Origin of the sequence: Bradyrhizobium sp. AZCC 2262 (genome assembly GCF_036924535.1) — a bacterium.
Classification (GTDB): Bacteria; Pseudomonadota; Alphaproteobacteria; order Rhizobiales; family Xanthobacteraceae; genus Bradyrhizobium.
Genome location: NZ_JAZHRT010000001.1, coordinates 2,063,022 through 2,083,706 on the forward strand (window position 1 = coordinate 2,063,022; position 20,685 = coordinate 2,083,706).

General features: G+C 63.0%; 19 protein-coding genes. 10 read left to right on the forward strand and 9 right to left on the reverse strand.

Annotation, left to right across the window (positions count from 1 at the left end; all coding sequences use genetic code 11):
- Window positions 1–34: 34 nt before the first annotated feature.
- From V1283_RS09740 to V1283_RS09765, 6 genes are read left to right on the forward strand one after another with little or no spacing between them, the layout of a single operon-like run.
- On the forward strand, window positions 35–1,189 hold the full coding sequence (locus V1283_RS09740; protein ID WP_334386223.1) for an ABC transporter substrate-binding protein: 1,155 nt from the start codon (window positions 35–37) through the stop codon (window positions 1,187–1,189).
- 59 nt (window positions 1,190–1,248) lie between these two features.
- A complete protein-coding gene (locus tag V1283_RS09745; protein WP_028349667.1) occupies window positions 1,249–2,121 on the forward strand; it encodes a branched-chain amino acid ABC transporter permease in 873 nt (290 codons plus the stop codon).
- The gene (locus V1283_RS09750) at window positions 2,118–3,164 is read left to right on the forward strand and encodes a branched-chain amino acid ABC transporter permease (RefSeq protein ID WP_334386224.1); all 1,047 of its coding nucleotides are present in this window, start codon (window positions 2,118–2,120) and stop codon (window positions 3,162–3,164) included. Before V1283_RS09745 ends, V1283_RS09750 begins: the two co-directional genes overlap by 4 nt.
- Window positions 3,164–3,940: an ABC transporter ATP-binding protein gene (locus V1283_RS09755; RefSeq protein ID WP_334386226.1), complete on the forward strand. Its 777-nt coding sequence runs from the start codon at window positions 3,164–3,166 to the stop codon at window positions 3,938–3,940. Before V1283_RS09750 ends, V1283_RS09755 begins: the two co-directional genes overlap by 1 nt.
- Entirely contained in the window at window positions 3,933–4,637 is a 705-nt protein-coding gene (locus tag V1283_RS09760; protein ID WP_334386228.1) for an ABC transporter ATP-binding protein, read from the forward strand. The genes V1283_RS09755 and V1283_RS09760 overlap by 8 nt, the downstream gene beginning before the upstream one ends.
- On the forward strand, window positions 4,627–4,998 hold the full coding sequence (locus V1283_RS09765) for a Rieske (2Fe-2S) protein (protein WP_334386229.1): 372 nt from the start codon (window positions 4,627–4,629) through the stop codon (window positions 4,996–4,998). The genes V1283_RS09760 and V1283_RS09765 overlap by 11 nt, the downstream gene beginning before the upstream one ends.
- On the opposite strand, the gene V1283_RS09770 is transcribed toward V1283_RS09765, so the two are convergent.
- The gene (locus tag V1283_RS09770) at window positions 4,995–5,855 is read right to left on the reverse strand and encodes an alpha/beta hydrolase (protein WP_334386230.1); all 861 of its coding nucleotides are present in this window, start codon (window positions 5,853–5,855) and stop codon (window positions 4,995–4,997) included. The two genes, V1283_RS09765 and V1283_RS09770, sit on opposite strands and share 4 nt — an antisense overlap.
- A gap of 193 nt (window positions 5,856–6,048) precedes the next feature.
- Entirely contained in the window at window positions 6,049–6,267 is a 219-nt protein-coding gene (locus V1283_RS09775) for a hypothetical protein (RefSeq protein ID WP_334386231.1), read from the reverse strand.
- Window positions 6,268–6,515: 248 nt separating this feature from the next.
- On the opposite strand from V1283_RS09775, the gene V1283_RS09780 reads away from it, so the two are divergent.
- Together V1283_RS09780 and uraD are read left to right on the forward strand one after the other, a co-directional pair.
- The gene (locus V1283_RS09780; protein WP_334386232.1) at window positions 6,516–6,782 is read left to right on the forward strand and encodes a hypothetical protein; all 267 of its coding nucleotides are present in this window, start codon (window positions 6,516–6,518) and stop codon (window positions 6,780–6,782) included.
- A gap of 27 nt (window positions 6,783–6,809) precedes the next feature.
- The gene (uraD, locus tag V1283_RS09785) at window positions 6,810–7,697 is read left to right on the forward strand and encodes a 2-oxo-4-hydroxy-4-carboxy-5-ureidoimidazoline decarboxylase (RefSeq protein ID WP_334386233.1); all 888 of its coding nucleotides are present in this window, start codon (window positions 6,810–6,812) and stop codon (window positions 7,695–7,697) included.
- 136 nt (window positions 7,698–7,833) lie between these two features.
- Here the strand turns inward: uraD and V1283_RS09790 are convergent, their stop codons facing one another.
- Window positions 7,834–9,231, reverse strand: a complete 1,398-nt coding sequence (locus tag V1283_RS09790) for a nucleobase:cation symporter-2 family protein (protein ID WP_334386234.1) — start codon at window positions 9,229–9,231, stop codon at window positions 7,834–7,836.
- Window positions 9,232–9,422: 191 nt separating this feature from the next.
- Here V1283_RS09790 and pucL point away from each other — a divergent pair, with 191 nt between their 5' ends.
- Entirely contained in the window at window positions 9,423–10,265 is an 843-nt protein-coding gene (gene pucL / locus V1283_RS09795) for a factor-independent urate hydroxylase (RefSeq protein ID WP_334386235.1), read from the forward strand.
- A gap of 125 nt (window positions 10,266–10,390) precedes the next feature.
- Here pucL and V1283_RS09800 read toward each other — a convergent pair whose 3' ends face one another.
- Both V1283_RS09800 and V1283_RS09805 read right to left on the reverse strand, forming a co-directional pair.
- The gene (locus V1283_RS09800) at window positions 10,391–13,114 is read right to left on the reverse strand and encodes a molybdopterin-dependent oxidoreductase (protein WP_334386237.1); all 2,724 of its coding nucleotides are present in this window, start codon (window positions 13,112–13,114) and stop codon (window positions 10,391–10,393) included.
- 2 nt (window positions 13,115–13,116) lie between these two features.
- On the reverse strand, window positions 13,117–13,938 hold the full coding sequence (locus V1283_RS09805) for an FAD binding domain-containing protein (RefSeq protein WP_334386238.1): 822 nt from the start codon (window positions 13,936–13,938) through the stop codon (window positions 13,117–13,119).
- Between the two features lie 144 nt (window positions 13,939–14,082).
- Here V1283_RS09805 and V1283_RS09810 point away from each other — a divergent pair, with 144 nt between their 5' ends.
- Window positions 14,083–15,432: an 8-oxoguanine deaminase gene (locus V1283_RS09810; RefSeq protein WP_334386239.1), complete on the forward strand. Its 1,350-nt coding sequence runs from the start codon at window positions 14,083–14,085 to the stop codon at window positions 15,430–15,432.
- A gap of 230 nt (window positions 15,433–15,662) precedes the next feature.
- Here V1283_RS09810 and V1283_RS09815 read toward each other — a convergent pair whose 3' ends face one another.
- From V1283_RS09815 to V1283_RS09830, 4 genes are all read right to left on the reverse strand, one after another.
- Window positions 15,663–16,742 carry a BMP family ABC transporter substrate-binding protein gene (locus tag V1283_RS09815; protein WP_334386240.1) on the reverse strand — a complete coding sequence of 360 codons (1,080 nt, stop codon included), beginning with the start codon at window positions 16,740–16,742 and terminating at the stop codon, window positions 15,663–15,665.
- 75 nt (window positions 16,743–16,817) lie between these two features.
- Window positions 16,818–17,735, reverse strand: a complete 918-nt coding sequence (locus V1283_RS09820; RefSeq protein ID WP_334386241.1) for an ABC transporter permease — start codon at window positions 17,733–17,735, stop codon at window positions 16,818–16,820.
- Window positions 17,722–18,813: an ABC transporter permease gene (locus V1283_RS09825; protein WP_334386242.1), complete on the reverse strand. Its 1,092-nt coding sequence runs from the start codon at window positions 18,811–18,813 to the stop codon at window positions 17,722–17,724. The genes V1283_RS09820 and V1283_RS09825 overlap by 14 nt, the downstream gene beginning before the upstream one ends.
- Window positions 18,797–20,368 carry an ABC transporter ATP-binding protein gene (locus V1283_RS09830; RefSeq protein WP_334386243.1) on the reverse strand — a complete coding sequence of 524 codons (1,572 nt, stop codon included), beginning with the start codon at window positions 20,366–20,368 and terminating at the stop codon, window positions 18,797–18,799. The genes V1283_RS09825 and V1283_RS09830 overlap by 17 nt, the downstream gene beginning before the upstream one ends.
- Window positions 20,369–20,685 lie beyond the last annotated feature (317 nt).

Sequence of the window (20,685 nt, forward strand, 5' to 3'; positions counted from 1 at the left end):
CGGATAGATGAACAGCGTGAGATTGGAGAACCACATGATACGGACTTTCAGACTTGTTCCGACGATAGCGCTGGCGTTCGCCTTGCTGGGTAGTGCCGCCAACGCTCAGACCATCAAGATCGGTGTGAACGAGCCCCTGACGGGCGCGTTCGCCGCGTCCGGTACCTACGTCGTCAACGGCGCCAGGATCGCGGCCGACGAGATCAACGCAAAGGGCGGCATTCTCGGCAAGAAGCTCGAGCTCGTCATCGAGGACAACAAGAGCAATCCGACCGAGGCAGCCGCCGTTGCGGAAAAGCTGATCACCAGCGACAAGGTGCCGGTCCTGATGGGGGCCTGGGGCTCGAGCCTGACGCTGGCCGTGATGCCCAAGCTGATGGAATACGAAACGCCGATGGTGGTTGAGACCTCCTCGTCGGGCAAGATCACCACGACCGGCAATCCCTACATCTTCCGTATCTCGCCGCCGTCGGCGATCGAGGCCGCGGCGTTCAAGGGGATCGTTGACAAGCTCGAACTGAAGAAGGTCGATTTCCTCGTCATCAACAATGACTGGGGGCGGGGCACCGCTGAGGACTTCAGCAAGATGATGAAGGAAAAGGGGATCGCGGTCGGCGCCGTCGAGACGATGGATCAGGGCGCCCAGGACATGAGCGCGCAGCTTTCCAAGCTGAAGGGGACCGATTCAGAGACCATCATCGTGACCACGGCGGTGGACCAGCTGACGCTGATCTTCAAGCAGGCGTCGGCGTTGGGCCTCAAGAAGCGCATCATCACCACCGGTGGCTCGCAGAATCCGGACCAGATCATCGCGCAGGCGGGAGCCGCCGCCAACGGCACCATGCACCTGACGACCTTCCTGCCCTGGTTCCCCGACAAGACGCCGAACCCCGAGGCAACCAATTACTTCATCTCCGAATGGAAGAAGCGCGGCTTCGACTTCGCCGGCTGCACCGAAAGCTTCCGTGGCTATGACGGCATCCGCACGGTGGCAGCCGCGATCGAGAAGGCGGGCAAGGCGGAGCCTGCGGCGATCAAGGCGGCGCTGTGGGATATCAAGATCAAGGGCCTGAATGGCGACATCGTGTTCCGCAAATCCGGTCCCGAAGGCAAGGAAAGCGGCCAGAGCCAGCCCAACGTCTATCTGATCGAAATCACCGACGGCAAGATCGGCATGAAGACGCTCTGACGTCACATCACCGTCGAGGGCCGCGGCCCTCGACGGCATCAGGACATCTGGGGGCCCCCTTGAGCGAATTTCTGCAACATCTGATCAACATGCTGGTGCTCGGCGGCACTTATGCGCTGCTGGGTATCGGACTGACCTTGATCTTCGGCATCATGAACGTCGTGAACTTCACCCATGGAGTGCTCTATACGTTCGGCGCCTACATCATGTTCATCGTGGTGCATCAGCTCGGAATTAACTTCTTCCTGGCGCTGCCGCTCGCCGTGGTGGCCGGTTGGCTGCTTGGCGCGGCGATCGAACTGACTTTGCTCCGGCCGCTGCGTGGCTCCGACATCGACACCACCATGCTTGTCATGATCGGCGCCTGGATCGCGATGCAGTCCGGCGCCTTGTGGATATGGGGTGGCGTCGCGAAATCGGTGGCCACGCCGTTCCCCGAGGCCCCGCTGGTGCTGGGCCCGGTCTCCGTGTCCTGGCTGCGGCTGTTCGTGCTCGCCGCGGCGGCGATGCTGATCGTCGTCACCTATCTCCTGATCAACAGGACAAAACTCGGTTGTGCGATGCGGGCGACGTTTCAGGATCAGGACACCGCCTCGCTGATGGGCGTCAACGTCGATCTGATCTACACCTCGACCTTCGCAATCGGTTCGAGCCTTGCTGCCGCGGCAGGCGCGCTGCTCGGTCCGGTCTACGTCATCTTCCCGCAAATGGGCGATCTCGCCGCCGTAAAGGCGTTCGCGATCGTGATCCTCGGCGGGCTTGGGAATATCACCGGCGCGGTCATTGGCGGCTTCATCCTGGCATTGGCGGAAGAACTGGGTGCCGGCTATGTTTCGTCCGGGTACCGCGACGCTATGGGCTTTCTGATCATCATCGCGGTTCTGATCTTCAAGCCGACCGGACTTTTCGCGCGCTCGGAGCGCGTCGGATGAAGTCAGGGGTCGCCATCCTCACGGTCGTCGCGTTCGCATCGGTGCCGCTCTGGCTGCGCGATCCGTATCTCATGAACGCGCTGATCACGACCGGCATCTTCATCATCGGCGCGATGAGCCTCAATCTGCTGCTCGGGTTCACCGGCCAGCTCAGCCTCGGTCATATCGCGTTCTTCGGCATTGGGGCCTATGTCAGCGCATTGACCTCGCTTGGTTTTGATGTCGGTTTGCCCTTCGGCTTGCGCATCGTTCACGAGCCCTGGCCGCCGATCGTCGGTTTTGCACTGGCAATCGTCATCGCTGGATTGTGCGGATATCTCGTGGGGCTGCTTTCGTTTCGCGTGCGCGGCGCCTATTTCGTGATCGTGACGATTTCCTTTGCGGAAGTGGTCCGGCTGGTTGCGCTGAACTGGGTCGAGCTGACGCAAGGCCCGCTGGCGCTGACCAACATTCCCTCGATTGCGATCGGATTGCCGGGTCTCGGCGATCTCACCCTCCGCACCAAGCTGCATAATTATTACCTCGTGCTGGCCGTCGCGGTTGTCACCTATCTCCTGATCTCGCGCCTCGTCCATTCGCATTTCGGCCGCGCCATGCGCGGGCTGATGGAAAACGAAACGCTGGCGGTATCGGTCGGCATCGACGTGACAAAGACGCTCACGCTGGCAGCGGTGATCTCGGCCGGAATCGCAGGCGCGGCCGGCAGTCTCTACGCACACTACATCCGGATCATCGATCCCGAGGTATTTGCCTTCATCAACACGGTGACGATGGTGATCATGGTCATCACCGGCGGCAAGGGCTCGCTCGCCGGGCCTGTCGTCGGCGGCATGATTTTCGGATTGTTGCCGGTGTTCCTGCGGCCGATCATGGCGCCGGAGGCGCAATGGATCGCGTATGGCGGCGTGCTGATTGTGATCCTGTTCGTATTGCCGCGCGGAATCGTGCCGTCTCTCGCGCAACGATTTGCAAAACCGCGGAGCCGGGCCGAGACGGTTGCCCCGGTTGCATTCGCCGAACGCGACGCCAAGGAGCACGCGTGATGACGGCGATCGCCTTGCAGGTCGAGCAGGTCGCCGTGCATTTCGGGGGGCTCGTTGCGCTCTCGGACATGAATTTTACGGTCGGCGAGGGCGAGATCGTCAGCCTGATCGGACCCAACGGCGCCGGAAAGACGACGGCGTTCAACGTCGTCACGGGCTTTCTGGATCCAACCCACGGCGCTGTCAGCTATCGCGGGACGGCACTCAACGGACTGAAACCGCATCAGATCGCCGATCTCGGGCTGATCCGCACCTTCCAGCGCACCAGCGTGTTTCCGAACGACACCGTTTACGACAATCTGCTGGTCGGGCTGCATCGGCAGGGCAGGGTAAGCCTGCTCGAGGCCATTCTTGGCCTGCCGCGTGCGCGGTCTTCGCGGCGCCGCTTGCGGGAACGCGCCAGCGAACTGGTCGAATGGGTTGGCCTCGAACGTCGCGCCCACGATCTTGCAGGCTCGCTGTCCTACGGCGAGCAGCGCCTGGTCGGCGTGGCACTTGCGCTGGCGGCCGAGCCATCGATGCTGCTGCTCGACGAGCCGGTCTCCGGCATGAACGCCTCGGAGACCCACACCTTCGTGCAGTTGGTCCGCAACATCCGGAATCGTGGCGTCACCATCCTGCTCGTCGAGCACGACATGCCGATGGTGATGAGCGTCTCGGATCGGATCGTGGTGCTGAACTACGGCCGGATCATCGCCGAGGGATCGCCGGACGTGATCCGCAACGACCCGGCCGTCATCGAGGCCTATCTCGGGCAGGGAGCGAAACGTGCTTGAGATACGCGACATGGTGTGTGGCTACGGCGGTGTCACGGCGTTGCGCGGCATTTCGCTAGAGGTCAAGGCGGGGCAGCTCGTCGCCCTGATCGGCGCCAACGGCGCCGGCAAGAGCACCACGCTGCGCGCGATCTCCGGGCTCGTCGCGCCGCGTTCCGGATCGATGCTGTTCGAGGGCAAGGACATTGCGGGCGCAAGGCCGCCGCGCGTGGTGGCCAGCGGGATCGCGCATTGCCCGGAAGGACGGCGGGTATTTCCGCACATGACGGTCGAGGAAAATCTCGACATGGGCGCCTATCTGCGCACCAGTGCCGCCGAGATATCAGCGGACCGCGACCGGATCTATGCCGAGTTTCCGCGCCTGGCCGACCGCAAGCGGCAGGCTGCCGGCACCTTGTCGGGCGGCGAACAACAAATGCTGGCGATCGGCCGGGCGCTGATGTCGCGGCCACGCCTGATCATGTTCGACGAACCGTCCCTTGGGCTCGCGCCGAACATCGTCGAGCGAACGTTTGCGATCATCCGCGGCATCCGCGACGCCGGGACAACGGTCCTGCTGGTGGAGCAGAACGCGTTTGCGGCGCTCGAGATGTGCGACCACGCCTATCTGCTGGAAGGCGGCCGCATCGTTCTGTCCGGGGCGGGCGCCGATATGATCGAGAACGAGCACGTGCGAAAGGCCTATCTTGGCGGATGATCGGTCTGAAACGACGGCGTTGTCAGGCGAAGAGCAATGGATGCCGGTCTGCGGGCTTAGCCGGCTGATTGCACAAGCGATCGTCTGCGTTCGCGTCACCGGCGTCGATCTGATCCTGGTCTGGCACGAAGACCGCGCGGTGGCCTGCGAACGGATGTGCCCGCACGAACAGGCCGACCTCAGCCTCGGACGCCTGTCGGCAGGACGCTTGTTCTGTCCCCGTCATTCGGCCTCGTTCGATCTCCGCAATGGCCAGATTTGCTACGGCTGGCCGAGCCGGCCGCTGCGGATTTACCCGGTACGGATCAGCGACGATCAGGTCTGGATCGACGCCGAAGCGATCAAATCGCCAGCGACCTAATCGACGAGCTTTCGGGCGATATCGACGAGCGCGCCGTCAGGACGCCGCAGTTCCGCGAGGATGCTGAAATGATCTGCGCCTTCGATCGGGAAAAGCTTGCCGGGAGCGCCTGCGGCCATGCGCGATTCATGAAGCCGGATTGAATCGAAAACCAGCGCCGGCAATTCGGCGCTCCCGTAGGCAATGTAGAGCCGCTTCTGGACGACGGGCAGGTGAAGCGGGGACAGCCGTGCCACCTCCTCGTCGGTCAGCTTTAGCGCATTGTTCAGCCCGGTGTCGCGGATCGGCGCGAGATCGTACACGCCCGAAATCGCCAATCCGGCGGCGACGCGCGGGTGATCGAGTGCCATGGCGACGAGCTGCGCGCCGGCCGACCAGCCCGCCAGGACAACGGGGCCGGAGATGCCGTACGCCGCTCCGTGTTGCGCCAGCCAATCGAGCGACTGGGATATCTCGGCCACGATCTGCGTCAACGATGCATCAGGAGCCAGCGAGTATCCGGGGATGGCGACCGACCAGCCATGCGCCGCGACGCCTTCGACCAGCATGGCAAATACCTCGCGTGAGTTGCGCTGCCAGTAACCACCATGCAGGAAAACCAGGCAGGGTGCTGCCTTGTCGGCAGCCGGATAAAGGTCAACCTTCGTCCTTTCCCGGTCGTCATAAGGGACATCGAGAAAGGATTTGCGGCTTGCACGCAGGTTTGCGGAAGCTTCGTTGCGTTCGGCAATCAGCGCCGCGCTGTTCTTTACCGCCGCATTGTTGTCATAGGCTGCGTCACGTTCGGTTTGGGAGAGCGCGGTCCAGTTCAGCCGGGGATCGAGACGGTCATCTCTTCCAATCGTGACGTCATTCACAGCAGACACTCCTGCGATATCTTCCTGCTTTTACCAAAGTTGTGCTCATCTCGCAAAATGCTTATGACGAGGCGCCAAATCTGCGAAAGCGCGGTCGCGCCTAATTTCCCGGTCGGCCCAAGGAGCGGGTGCGAAACGTAGCGCTAGCCTGCTTCCGTTGCTGATCGGTACGCGATCGTTATTGTGGCTGGGTTCAGCGACCGGCAGGCGCCGAGTAGCCGCCCGAATAACGCGACCAATCGGGCCGAACCGTTTGCGACGGCCACGCAGCGTTGGAGTTGCGGAACTGCTCGCTCGCGGGTGCCGGCGTGCGATGCACCTTGCGGCCCTTGTGCTCGGATGCCACGGCGAATTGAGCCGTTGCGGTAGCTAGCAGGGCCGAGCCTAGAAGTGTGAGGATCGTCTTTCGCATTGTCGTTCTCCTTTTTCGCGCTCTTTCCGGTGACGAGACAAGCGCGCCTCGCGTGTTAGCGCTCTCTCCGAGATAAAGATGGTTCGGGCAGGTCAATACGATCGGGCCCATCACGAAACGGCGAGCAAATTTCTTCGTCAAAATTCCTTTCGGCTAAATATTCAGCAGTCAGCCATGGTCGAGGTATAATAGACTGGGTTGGCCGGTGCCCGGTCCGACCGTGGAAACCTCTTTCGCGAGCCCACCCGATGAAGAAATTACTGCTGGCCCTGCTCCTGACGGCATGCCCCGCCTGGGCACAGACCAAGTTGACACCTTCCAAGGGAGTAACGGCGCGTGCCGATAATTGTGCTCCGATCGGCCGGACGGCGGATGGCAAGCTGGTCTATTCGATGAAATGCGAGAACCTGCCGGTACCGCCGCCGCCACAGGCTGAAGCGGTCAGGGAAGCTCCGCCGCCGGAACCGGAGGTGCAACGGAGCGGCATTTTAGGCTGGTCGTACGATCGGAGATGACCCGGGTGGCTCGATAGCAGGAACGGAATGTCGCAAAAATCTCTTTCCGATTTGAACGTCTGCAGCAAGGCGGACTTCGTTGCTGCCCTTGCGAACGTTTTCGAATATTCGCCATGGATTGCCGAGCAAGCCGCATCGGCGCGGCCCTTTGCCGGCGTGAACGCGTTGTTCGCCGCGATGAAGGCCGCGGTGGACGGTGCAGGTCCCGACCATCGTCTGGCGCTGATCAAGGCGCATCCCGATCTCGCCGACAAGACACAACGCGCCGCTGGCCTGACCGCGGAATCCAGTGCCGAGCAAAACAGCGTCGGTCTTGATCGCTTGTCGGATGCCGAATACGAGGCATTTGAGCGCGTTAACAATGCCTACCGCGCCAAATTCGGCTTTCCCTATATTGTCTGCGTGCGCCGGTACACCAAGGATTCCGTGCTGTGCGACTTCGAGCTCCGTCTGCGGAACGATGCGAGCACGGAAATGCAAGCCTCGATCGGGGAGATCTTCCGGATTGCGGCACTACGTCTTGACCAATTGGTAACGGCCGATGATCGATTATCCGTGCATGGTCGCCTGTCGACCCATGTGCTGGACACCCACAGCGGAAAGCCGGCGGCGGGAATTTCGGTCGTGCTCACCGAATTGTCCGATCTCGGCGAAGCCCGCGTGGTGGCGCGTGCGATCACCAACAGCGACGGCCGCACCGATCAGCCGCTGATCGGCGGCCGTCCGGTGCCGATCGGCCGCTATGAGCTGATGTTTGCCGTCGGGACGTATTTTGCCGGCCGCGGCGTGTCGCTGTCAGACCCGCCGTTCCTGGACCAAATTCCATTGCGCTTTTCAGTCAGCGATCCCGAAGGTCATCTCCACGTGCCGCTATTGGTCACGCCATGGAGCTACACGACCTATCGGGGAAGTTAAGTCTTATCCCTCATGATGAGGCGCGCGTCCTCGCGCGTCTCGAACCATGAGTCGACGGGTTTAGGCCAGCCTCCGAGACGCGGCTTGCGCCGCTCTCTCGGTGAGCGCAAGGCACTCATGCGAGGATGAGGATGGCTCACACATGCTGCGCCGATGACGCGGCCGCCGCCGCATCCGCTTCCGCCGCGGCCTTGCTGCCGACGCCGTTGAAGAAGGCGTTCAGGATCACCGCGACCAGCGCACAAAGCAGGATGCCGGATTCCAGCAGAGGATGCAGGTCGTGCGGCAGGTTCTTGAAGAAGTTTGGCGCCACCAGGGGGATCATGCCGAAGCCGACGGAAATTGCGACCACGAACAGATTGAAGTGATTGTTCTTGAAGTCGACCGCAGCCAGGATGCGCGCGCCGGTCGCGGCGACCATGCCGAACATCACAAGGCCCGCGCCGCCAAGCACGACCAGCGGCACCGCCTCGACCAGTGCGGCCATCTTCGGCAACAGCCCGAGCAGTAGCATGATGGCGCCGCCGGTGACGGTGACCCAGCGCGAGCGCACGCCGGTGACGCTGACGAGGCCGACGTTTTGCGAGAACGAGGTGTAGGGAAACGTATTGAAGATGCCGCCGAGGAAGGTGCCGACGCCATCCGCGCGCAGGCCGCGGGTCAGCGCGTCGCGGTCGACTTTCTTGCCGGTGATCTCGCCGAGCGCCAGGAACATACCGAGCGATTCGATCATCACCACGATCATCACGATGCACATGGTGATGATGGGCACCAGATGGAATGTTGGCATACCGAAGCGGAACGGGATCACGAGCGCACCCCATTGGGCCGCGGTGACCTTTTCGAAATGCATCACGCCGAGCACGCTGGCGAGCATCGCGCCCGCGATGATGCCGAGCAGCACGGCCACATTGGCGACGAAACCGGTACCCCATTTGATCAGGGCGAGGATCACCGGCAGCACAAACAGGGCGATGCCGAGCCCCTGCAACTGCCCATAATTGGGATTGGGGAAGGCGCCGGGGACGCCGTCGATCACCTTGGTGAGGGTCGGCAGGCCGCCACCGGCCCAGTTGATGCCGACACGCATCAAGGAGATGCCGATCACCAGAATGATGGTTCCGGTGACGACGGGTGGAAACAGCGGCAACAGGCGGCTGATGAAGGGTGCGGCAACAATGCCGAAGATTCCGGCAGCGATGACCGAGCCGTAGATGCCGAGGAGGCCGACATCGGGTGCGGCGGCCATCGACAGCATCGGGCCGACCGAGGCAAAGGTCACCCCCATCATGACCGGCAGCCGAATGCCGACTCCGGGAAAACCGAGACATTGCACCAGCGTGGCGAGCCCGCAGGCGAACAGATCAGCCGAGATCAGGAAGGCGACGTCTTCCGGCGGCAACTTCAGCGCCCGGCCGATAATCAGGGGTACCGCGACCGCGCCGGCGTACATCACAAGCACATGCTGCAGGCCGAGCGCGAGCAGCCGCGGCGCCGGCAGCGCCTGGTCGACCGGATGGAGTTCGGTGGTCATGGTTATGGCTGAGCCTCCCATTGGCGGGCCCCCCGGGCCGTTCCAACCGATACAAGGCGCGTGCCAGACGCTTGCCTTCCCGAAGCGGGCTTCCGAGGGAGCTTGCTCAATGGCACGAACGTTGCTCAATATTGGACCATATCGGGCGACCATAGTCCCGCAGAATTACCGGTCGAACTGGAGGCTCCCACGTGCCGCTGATCAAAAACAGATACGGAAAGGGCCGCGTCCGCGTGATGCGCATCCATCGCGACGGCGACCGCCAGGAAGTCAGCCAGCTCAACGTCAAGGCGATGATGGAAGGTGACTTTGCCCGCACCTACACCCACGGCGACAATGCCAACACGGTGTCGACGGACACCATCAAGAACGTCGTCAACATCGTGGCGCGTGAAAACACCGGGCTTTGCACCGAGGAATTTTGCGAGGTGCTGGCAAAGAAATATCTCGATAGCTATCCGCAGATCGCCTCCGTTGCGCTCACGGTGCACGAGACCAAATGGAGCCGGCTCAGCTTTGGCGGCAAGCCGCATCCGCACAGTTTCGTGCTCGACAGCAACGGCCAGCCCACCGTGGAAGTGTTGTCTATCCGCGGCGGCGCAACCACGATGTCATCAGGCATCGACGGCTTTACCTTCATGAAGTCGACGCAGTCGGGCTGGGAGAACTACGTCAAGGACAGTTTCACCACGATCCCGCCAACCGCCGACCGGATGTGCGCGACCAGCATGGTGGCGTCGTGGAAATGGTCGGGCAAGCCTTCGAGCTATCCGGCGGCCAACAGGAAGATACTGGATACGGTGCTAGAGGTGTTTTCGATGACCTACAGCAAGAGCGTGCAGGATAGCCTCTACCGGATGGGCGAGGCGGCGCTGGCGGCGGTGCCGGAGATTTCCGAGATCAGCATGGCCTGCCCGAACATGCATTTCATTCCGATGAATCTCTCGGCGTTCGGAATGGACAACAACAATGACGTGTTCCTGCCGACCGACGAGCCGCATGGCCAGATCGAGTGCACGGTGGGGCGGGGGTGATTGCTCGTGTCCCGGAAGCGGTGCAGCGTGCAACGCTGCCGAGCCGGGACCTATGCGACCGCAGAGAGGCCCCAGCTCTGCAGCGCATCGCTAAGGCGCTGCGCAGCGTCCGCGGGGCACGAGAACTACTTCCCAAACTTCTCATGCAGCATTGGCCATAGCCGGTCCGGCTTGAACGGCGTCGCCGTGAAGCGGATGCCGGTGGCATTGGCGATGGCGTTGCCGAGCGCCGCGGCGACCGGGTTGTAAGGGCTCTCGCTCATCGATTTGGCGCCCATCGGCCCCAGCGTGTCCGTCGTGTCGGCGAACAGCACTTCGGTCCGGGGAACGTCGGCAAACGACGGCAAATGATAATCGCGGAATTTTGGATTGATGACGCGGCCATTGTCATCGATCACCATTTCTTCATAGAGCGTAGCGCCCAGCGATTGCGCAACGCCGCCTTCGACCTGGCCGCGGCATTGCATCGGGTTGGCGACGCGGCCGGCATCGGCGGCTTGCACGCTCTTCAGTATCTTGATCTCACCGGTGTATTTGTTCACGGCGACACGAAAACCCTGCACGTTGAAAGCAACCGACCGCGGCGTGCCCGACGAATTGCCGCTGGCGCTGAGGGCTTTACCCAGCGATTGCGCTGACGCAGCTAGCAGCGCGTAGGGCGTCCGGCGTCCGGCGCACACGGTGGCGTGGTTATCGAGCGCGCAGGCATCAGCGTTTTCGCCGAGCAAGGATGCCGCGAATTGCTTCAACTGGGCGGCCAGCGCCTCGGCTGCGATTTGCGTTGCGCGTCCGGCGACGAAGATGCCGGCGCTGCCATAGGCGCCGGTGTCGTGGCCGTCCTGCGCGGTGTCGGATTGGAGTAGGCGAATGCGATCAACCGACGTCGCCAGCGCGCTGGCGGCGATCTGGCGATGCACGGTGCTGGTCCCGTTGCCGAACTCCGCGGTGCCGACCGTGAGATCGAAGCTGCCATCGTCGCGCAGCGCGATGCTGCAATCGGCGAAATGCCCGGCCGGCGGCACGGTGTCGATCATGGTCAGCGCGATGCCGTCCCCGGTCAGCCAGTCTGCGGAAAGCTCAGGCTTTGGTTCATCCGCCGCCATGGCGCGCTCGACGAGGTCGAGGCACTGATCGAGGCCATAGCTGCCATAAAACACGTCGTGATACTTGGACTCCGGCGGCGACAACATGGGATCGCCGGGTTTCACGACATTGCGGCGGCGCATTTCGAACGGGCTGATGCCGAGCTGTTTTGCCAGTTCGTCGATTGCGGCTTCGACAGCGATCAACGTTTGCGGCAGGCCGTAACCGCGAAACGCACCTGCCGGCACGGTGTTGGTATAGGCGGCGATGCCGTCGACCTTCTTGTTCGGGCAGTTATAGACGCCGATGCATTCGTTGACCGAATGAAACAGCACCGGGCCGGCGTGATTGCCGTAGGCGCCGGTGTTGGAGAGTACGTCGAGCTGCAATGCCGTGAGCTTGCCGCCCTTGTCGGCGCCTGCTTTGACGGTGACCTGCATCGGATGCCGCGTCGAGGTCGAGATGAATTGTTCTTCCCGCGTCAGCTCGAATTTGACCGGACGGCCGGTCTTGAGCGCCGCGAGCGCAAGAATGTCCTCGACGAACATTTCCTGCTTGCCGCCGAACCCACCGCCGACGCGCTCACAGAACACCCGTACCTTGTGGAGCGGTAGATGGAACAGGTCGGCCAGCGTGCGCCGTGTCAGGAACGGCACCTGCGTGCTGGAACGCACGTTGAGGATTCCGTCGCCATCGACCCAGGCAAGGCCGCCATGGGTTTCCAGCGCCGCATGTTGGACCCGCTGGGTCGCAAAAGCACCTTCATAGGTGACGGCAGCCTGCGCCAGCGCAGCCGCGACGTCACCGAATTCGCCATGGATTTCGGCCACGATATTGCGGGCCGCGTTCGCGACGCGGTTTGCTTGTGTCTTGTCGGCGTGCAGCACGGGGGCATCAGGCGCAATCGCCGCCACGGGATCGACCGCTGCCGGCAGGATTTCGTACTGAATCTTCAGCTTCCGGCAGCCTTCCTCGGCGGCGGCTTCGGTCTCGGCGACCACGGCGGCGACCTTCTGCCCGATAAAGCGGGCGACATTGTCGAGCACACGGGTGTCGTCCGGGTCCATCCAGTCCCATTCGTGCCGCGCGGTGGAGAACAGCCGGTCTGGGGCGTCTTCGAAAGTCAGCACGCTATGCACGCCGGTAACGCCAAGTGCCGCGGTCTTGTCGATCGAGATGATATTCGCATGCGGATGCGGCGAACGCAGCATCTTGATATGCAGCAAGCCTTCCGGCGCGACATCGAACGTATAGGGCTCCGAGCCGCGCACTACCCGTGGGCCCGCAGGCGCGGGCAGACTGCGGCCGAACGCGATGCCGGCGTCGGCGTCCTCGATGTTGTTCCGGCCGTTGAGCGCGTCCTCGATCGAACGATAGCCGGTGCAGCGGCAGATGTTGCCTTTCAGCGAGGCGCCGAGGTCCTGGCGCTGCGCCTGGTTCAGCGACGCGCAGGTCAGGATCATGCCTGATGTACAGAACCCGCACTGGAATCCCTGCGCATCCAGAAAAGCCTGCTGCATCGGATGGGTATCGCCGTCGGGCGCAAGGCCTTCGATCGTGGTCACGGCATGGCCGTCGGCGCGGAAGGCTGGGATCAGGCAGCTATGCACGGGCTCGCCGTCAAGCAGTACTGTGCACGCGCCGCAGTCGCCGGCGTCGCAGCCCGTCTTGACGCCGAAATGCCCGAGTTCGCGCAGGAACGTTCGCAGGCACTGCCCGGCTCGCGGGGATTCGGAAAACTCCTTGCCGTTGATCTGGAGTGTCATGCTTATGCCGTGCCCTGCAATTCGACGCGGATCTCTTCCGCGAGTCGCAGCGTCATATGCTTGCGCCATGCTGGCTTGCCGTGAAGGTCGGTGTGGTAGAGGTCGTCGGCAATGCGCTGCAAAATCGTTTCGCGCAATTCCTTGTCGTTTGGGATTCCGGCGAAGGACAATCGAACCGGCCGGCTGGTCGATGCTGTTATCGTCAGCGCCAATCCACCGTCGCTGGTGACGCAGCCGATCAACAGCGCCGCCGAGCGGCCGACCGGCGTCAGCGAAATCTGGCGGAACGCCGAGCGCCGCCTCAAGGCCGCGAGCGGGATGTCGACCTGCCGCAACAGATCGCCCGGTGCGAGTACGTTGCGCTGGTCGCCGGTGACGAAATCGGCGACGGCAATTTTTCGCTCACCGCCACCGGCCTGCCAGATCGTGCAGACACCGTCGAGCGCCGAGGTGAGAGAGATCATCGGCCCCGCCGGCAGCGACATGCAGATGTTGCCGCCCACCGTCGCCGTCTTCCAGATCTTGAAGGAAGCAAGAAACGCGCGGCAGCACTGGTTGATCAGCGGCGAGGCGATCCATTCCGGAGGGCAGGAAAGCGCATCGAGCTGCGCGACCGTACAGGTCGCGGATATCGACAATTCAGTCTCGCCGATGGTCAGCGCCGGCCATTTCAGGTCGGTGAGATCGATCAGCCGGGTCAGATGCGCCTGCGGTTCCGAGAACAGCCAGGTCCCGCCCGCGAGCCAGGCGTCGCCTGCCGTCCAAACGGGCAATTGATCCCGCGTCGTGGGATGGGCAACCGCGGCAATGGTGTTCAGGTCCATGGATATGCTAACGCTTTCAAGTAGATGCATCTCCGACTATGAAGTCTTGCAAGACCAGCGCCAATTGCCAATCGGCTTGGGATGGTCCTTGCATTCGCAAGAGGAGGGCGTTCGGTAACGGCGCCCCGCAAATCAGGTGGGATCATGGACGAAACGCAGGCGATCTGGATCAGGGATCCCCTTTCCATTCTCGCCGACGGCGCCGAGCGCGGCGTCGTGGTCCATGGCGGCAAGATCGTCGAACTGGTGCCGCGCGGCCGGGAGCCGGCGACCGCAAATACCGTCGTCTATGATGCCCAAGCGCACGTCGTCCTGCCTGGCTTGATCAATACCCATCATCATTTCTACCAGACCTTGACGCGGGCGCTGCCGGCGGCGCTCGATCGCGAACTGTTTCCGTGGTTGCAGGCGCTTTATCCGGTTTGGGCCCGGCTGACGCCAGAATCGCTCCACCTTGGGGCCACCGTCGCGATGTCGGAGTTGCTGCTGTCGGGCTGCACCACCACGACCGATCACCATTATGTGTTTCCGGCAGGGCTCGAGGACGCCATCGATATCGAGGTTGCCGCCGCCCAGCGGCTCGGCATCCGCGTGCTGCTGACGCGCGGCTCGATGGACCGCTCCCAGAAGGATGGCGGCCTGCCGCCCGACAGCGTGGTGCAGGACGAGGATACGATTTTGGCCGACAGCGAACGCGTGGTGGCAAAACACCACCAGCGCGGGGAGGATGCGATGGTGCAGATCGCGCTGGCGCCATGCTCGCCGTTTTCGGTGACGACCTCGCTGATGCGCGCGACTGCCACCCTTGCAGACAAGCTCGACGTCCGCCTGCACACGCATCTGGCCGAAACCGAGGACGAGAACAAATTCTGCGAGCAGATGCATGGCTGCCGGCCGCTCGACTATCTCGAACAATGCGGCTGGCTCCATGCGCGGACCTGGCTGGCGCACGGCATCTTCTTCAATTCCGACGAGATGAAGCGGCTCGGCAAGGCCAGGACCGCCATCAGCCATTGCGCCTGCAGCAACCAGATTCTGGCGTCGGGCTGCTGTCCGGTCTGCGAGATGGAAGAGGCGGGGGTCTCGATCGGGCTCGGCGTCGACGGCTCGGCGTCGAACGATGAGTCCAACCTGATGCAGGAAGTCCGCGCCGCGTTCCTGCTGCAGCGGGCGCGCTACGGCGTCGGCCGCGTCAGCCACAAGGACGCGCTGCGATGGGCTACCAAGGGCTCGGCGGCCTGCGTCGGCCGGCCCGAGCTCGGCGAAATCGCGGTCGGGAAGGCTGCTGACCTCGCGTTGTTCAAGCTCGACGAATTGCGCTTCTCCGGCCACGGCGATCCGCTAGCGGCACTCGTTCTATGCGGCGCGCACCGCGCCGACCGCGTGATGGTCGGCGGCAATTGGGTGGTGACCGACGGTGCGATCCCCGGCCTCGGCGTATCAGACCTGATCCGCCGCCACAGCGCCGCCGCCCGCGCGATGCATCAGGGGTAAGGATTCCCCGATGTGCCATTGCACATCTGAGGCCTGCCTCATGAGGCGCATCCGGGAATGACGAGCAGAGATTTGCGATGGTCGATTTCTAACTAGATCTTGCGTTTTCGGATGGAGCGAGGCCCCATTCCTACTGTGCATGGGGTTGTTTTCGCAATTTTGCTGTCCGTCGAAGCGATCCGGCCTCTCTCCGCAAAAGGGCGGAGAGAGGCAAGAGCGACGTGCCGCTCTCACTTGCCTGGAATCTTATCGTCGATACCCTTCACATAAAAATTCATGCCGAGCACCTGGCCGTCGTCGAGATGGGTGCCGCCCTTGCATTCGACTTCCTTGCCGTCCTGGCCGACGATGGGGCACTTGAACGGCTGCAGCGTGCCTTCGATGATGGCAGCCTCAGTATCCATCGCCAGCTTCTTCACGTCGTCGGGCATGTTGGTGTAGGGCGCCATGACGACGAGCTTGCTCTTCAGGCCGCCCCAGAAATCTTCCGACTTCCAGGTACCGTCGAGCTCGGCCTTGACGCGTTCGATATAATAGGGGCCCCAGTTGTCCATGATCGAAGTGAGCTGCGTCTTTGGCCCGAACTTGATCATTTCGGAATCCTGGCCGAACGCCAGCTTGCCGCGCTCGGCGGCGACCTGCATTGCGGCAGGGCTGTCGGTGTGCTGCATGATGATGTCGGCGCCCTGGTCGATCAGCGCCTTGGCGGCGTCGGCTTCCTTGCCGGGATCGAACCAGGTGTTCGCCCAGATGATCTTCACCTTGATGTTGGGGTTGATCGTCTGTGCACCGAGCATGGTGGCGTTGATGCCGGAGATCACTTCGGGAATCGGGAACGAGGCGATATAGCCGAGCACGCCCGACTTCGACATCTTGGCCGCGATGATGCCCTGGATGTAGCGGCCCTCATAGAACCGCCCCGAATAGGTCGACATGTTCTTGTCGCGCTTGTAGCCGGTGGCGTGCTCGAAATGCACGTTCGGATATTTCTTGGCGACCTTCAGCGTCGGCTCCATGTAGCCGAACGAGGTCGTGAAGATCAGCTTGTTGCCGGCGCGCGCCAGCTGCTCGATCGAGCGTTCGGAGTCCGGGCCTTCGCTGACATTCTCCAGGAACGTGGTTTCGACCTTGTCGCCGAACTCCTTGACCATGGCGAGGCGCCCGAGGTCATGCTGGTAGGTCCAGCCGAGGTCGCCGACCGGGCCGAGATAGATGAATCCGATCTTGAGTTTGTCGGCGGCGGAAGCGCCGAACAGGCCTGCTCCGGTAACGAGCACCGCTGCGGTCGCCGCGATGAGAATCTTTCTCATGGATTTCTCCGTTTCAACTGACGGGTGGACGCTCTCTCCCGATGCGCAGCGCCCCGTCGCGCGCGCTTCGGCACATTACCGGTCGGGCACGAACACGGTCCCGAGCGCCGCGGGCGCAGTCGAGCCGCCGGTTCGTGCACGTGAAATCAGGACAAGGACAATGATGGTCGCCAGATACGGCGATGCCGACATCAACTGCGAGGGCACGCCGACGCCCCAGCCCTGCGCATGCAGCTGCAGGATCGTCACGGCGCCGAACAGATAGGCGCCGATCACGAGGCGCCCCGGCAGCCATGATGCGAACACGACCAGCGCCAGCGCGATCCATCCGCGGCCTGCGGTCATGCCGGGGATGAAGAAGGGTGTATAGGCGAGCGGCAGATAGGCGCCGGCCAAGCCTGCGCAGCCGCCGCCGAACATCACCGCGAGCATCCGGATCCTGAGGACGGGATATCCGAGCGCATGTGCCGAGGTGTGGTTGTCGCCCGCCGCGCGCAGGATCAACCCGGCCCGCGTCTTGTAGAGAAAGAACCAGACGCCAATGACCAGCGCCAGCGAGAGGTACACGAAGGCGTCCTCGCCGAACAGAATGCGCCCGACCAGCGGGATATCGGTGAGACCGGGAATATACAGATGCGGCGCCAGCGAAATCTTTTCGCCAACGAAGCGGGAGCCGATCAGGCCGGAAAGGCCGATGCCGAGAATGGTCAGCGCGAGACCCGTCGCGACCTGGTTGACCGCAAGGCCCAGCGTCATCAGCGCGAAGATCAGCGACATCAGTATGCCGGCGGCGATGCCGCACAGCGCGCCGATGATGACCGAACCGGATAGCCAGGCGCCGCCGAAGCCGCAGGCCGCGCCGACGATCATCATGCCCTCGACGCCGAGGTTGAGCACGCCGGCGCGTTCGGTCACGAGCTCGCCGGTGGCAGCTAGCAGCAACGGCGTGGACGCCGCCAGCACTGCAAGGATGATGGCCTCAATGAGCCCCACTGGACACCTTTGGTGACGCGAAAATGAGCTTGAACCGGTAGAGAATGAGGGAATCGCAGGCGAGCACGAAGAACAGCAGAATGCCCTGAAACACCTTGGTGACGTCCAACGGGATTTTCATTGCAATCTGCGCCTGCTCGCCGCCGATGAAAGTGAGTGCGAGGAACAGTCCTGCAATTAATATTCCAACCGGGTTCAGCCGCCCCAGAAACGCGACGATGATCGCGGTAAAGCCGTAGCCCGGCGAGATACCCGGCTGCAGATGCCCGACGGGACCCGCAACCTCGATGATCCCGGCGAGGCCTGCCAGCGCGCCCGAAATCGCGAAGGTGAGGAGGATCAGCTGGTTGGAATTGAAGCCGCCGAACCGCGCGGCGCGCGGGGCGGCACCGACGACGCGGATTTCAAACCCCTTGATGGTCCTGCCGAGCAGCACCGCGCCCGCCGCGACCACCACCAGCGCTATGATGCCGCCAAGATGCAGCCGGCCGCTCTCGATCAGTACCGGCACGGTTGCGACCGGATCGAACTCGGCGGTGGTCGGGAAGTTGAAGCCCTTGGGATCGCGCCACGGGCCGCGCACGAGGTAATCTAGCAGGAGATCGGCGACGTAGACCAGCATCAGGCTGGTGAGGATTTCGCTGGCGCCGAACCGGACCTTGCAGATCGCCGGGATCAGGGCGTAGAGCGCGCCGCCGGCTGCCGCCAGCACCATCATGGCCGGCAATACCCACGGGCCGGCGTCGGTGCCCTGCGTCTTCACCGCAAGCCAGCTGCCGGCGACGGCGCCGATCAGGAATTGCCCTTCGGCGCCGATATTCCAGGCGTTGGCGAGGTAGCAGAGCGACAGGCCGATCGCGATCATCACCAAGGGTGTCGCCTTCACCGCGATCTCCTGCAGCGAATAGCTGTCGATGAGGGGATCGATGAAGTAGACGCCGAGCGCGGTAATCGGGTTCTTGCCCAGGATCGCAAACAGGATACTCATGGTCATCAGCGTCAGGCCGATCGCGATCAGCGGCGAAACCAGCGCGATCGTGTTCGAACGCTCGGCGCGTTTTTCAAGCACCAGCTGCATGCGCCGCTTCCTTCTGATCCAATGTGCTCCCGCCCATCAGCAGGCCGAGCTTCTCACGGCTCGCATCGCGGGTTGACATCGGCTCCGACAGATGGCCGTGGAACATCACGGCGATGCGGTCAGTGATTTCGGCGAGCTCGTCGAGGTCCTGGCTCGTGACCAGTACCGCGGCACCGCTGGCGGCAAGATCGAGCAGGGCCTGGCGGATCACGCTGGCCGCACCGGCGTCAACGCCCCAGGTCGGCTGGCTTACGATCAGCACCACCGGGTTGCGCAGGATTTCCCGGCCGACGATGAATTTTTGCAGATTGCCGCCGGAGAGGCTGGCGGCTTCCGGATCGCGCTTGGCCTTGCGCACGTCGAAGACCTCGGTCGCACGGTCGACGGTCTTCAGCGTTGCCGCGGTGTTGACGAAGCCGTGCTGGACCATGCCGGAGGCTGCGTGGCCGGTCAGCAGCGCGTTCTCGGACAGCTTCATGCGCGGCGCGGTGCCATGGCCGAGCCGTTCCTCGGGAACGAAGGCTGCGCCAAGCTTGCGCCGCTGGGTGATCGAAAGGTGCCCCGCGGCATGTCCGTCGATCACCACCGTGCCGGGGTCCCGCGCCAGCCGCTCCCCCGACAGCGCGGCGAAAAGCTCGTCCTGGCCGTTGCCGGCGACGCCGGCGATGCCCAGGATTTCACCACCTTTCAGCTCGAAGGCGATGTGCTGGAGCCGCACGCCGTGGGGATCCTCGGGCTCGAGGTTGAGGTCGTTGACGACCAGCCGCGGCACGGTGGTTTGCCGGTTGGCGGCGGCCTTCACTTCCTTGATCTCGCCGCCGACCATCATCCGCGCGAGCGAGGCCGCCGTCTCCGCCTTGGGATTGCAGGTCGAGACTTTCTTGCCGCCGCGCAGGATGGTGGCGGTGTCGCAGAGCCGCTTCACTTCTTCCAGCTTGTGGCTGATGTAGAGGATGGCGCGGCCCTCGGCCTTGAGGCGATCGAGCACGGTGAAGAGCTGGTCGGCTTCCTGCGGCGTCAGCACCGCGGTCGGTTCATCGAGGATCAGGAATTTCGGGTTCTGCATCAGCGCGCGCACGATCTCGATGCGCTGGCGTTCGCCGACGGACAATTGCCAGACCTCGCGCCTGGGATCGAGCGGAAGCCCGTAAATACGGGATACTTCCTCAAGGCGCGCCGACATGTCCTTGAAGGATTCCTTGCCGTCGAGCCCCAGCGCTACGTTTTCCGCCACGGTAAGATTGTCGAACAGCGAGAAATGCTGAAACACCATGCCGATGCCGCGGCTGCGAGCTTCCGAGGGTCCGGACAAAACCATCTTCTCGCCCTGCCAGCGCATTTCGCCTTCGCTCGGCTGGATCAATCCATAGATGGTTTTGACGAGCGTCGATTTGCCTGCGCCGTTCTCGCCGAGCAGCGCGTGGATCTGCTGCGGCCAGATATCGATATCGATCGCCTCGTTGGCGAGGAAGGTGCCGTAGCGCTTGGTGAGGCCAACCGTCTGGAGCAGCGGCGTGGCACCCCTCTGCAGCGCGGCAGGCGTCGAGTCCAGCATTCGTGCTCACACGTCCCAGGGAATGGATGCCTCAATATTGGGCTAGTTTAGGCGTGCGCGTAAGTAGGGAAAAAGCGCCAGCCCTTGCTCAACCCTTCGGCAGGCGACGCCTCTCGCGATTCCCGGTTGCTTCGATGCTTGAAGCGTTTGCGGATCGTCGGCGCCGATCAGCCTCAGCATAGGGAGGGAAAGGCTTGTTGCAGAATTGTAACGGTCCAGACAATTCGAAACGGCCTAGTCAGCACTGACGCGATGTTGAGCAGTTTTGTCGCAGCTGTGTACGCGTTGCAGGGAGCAGGGCGTTTTTGCATTTCGGT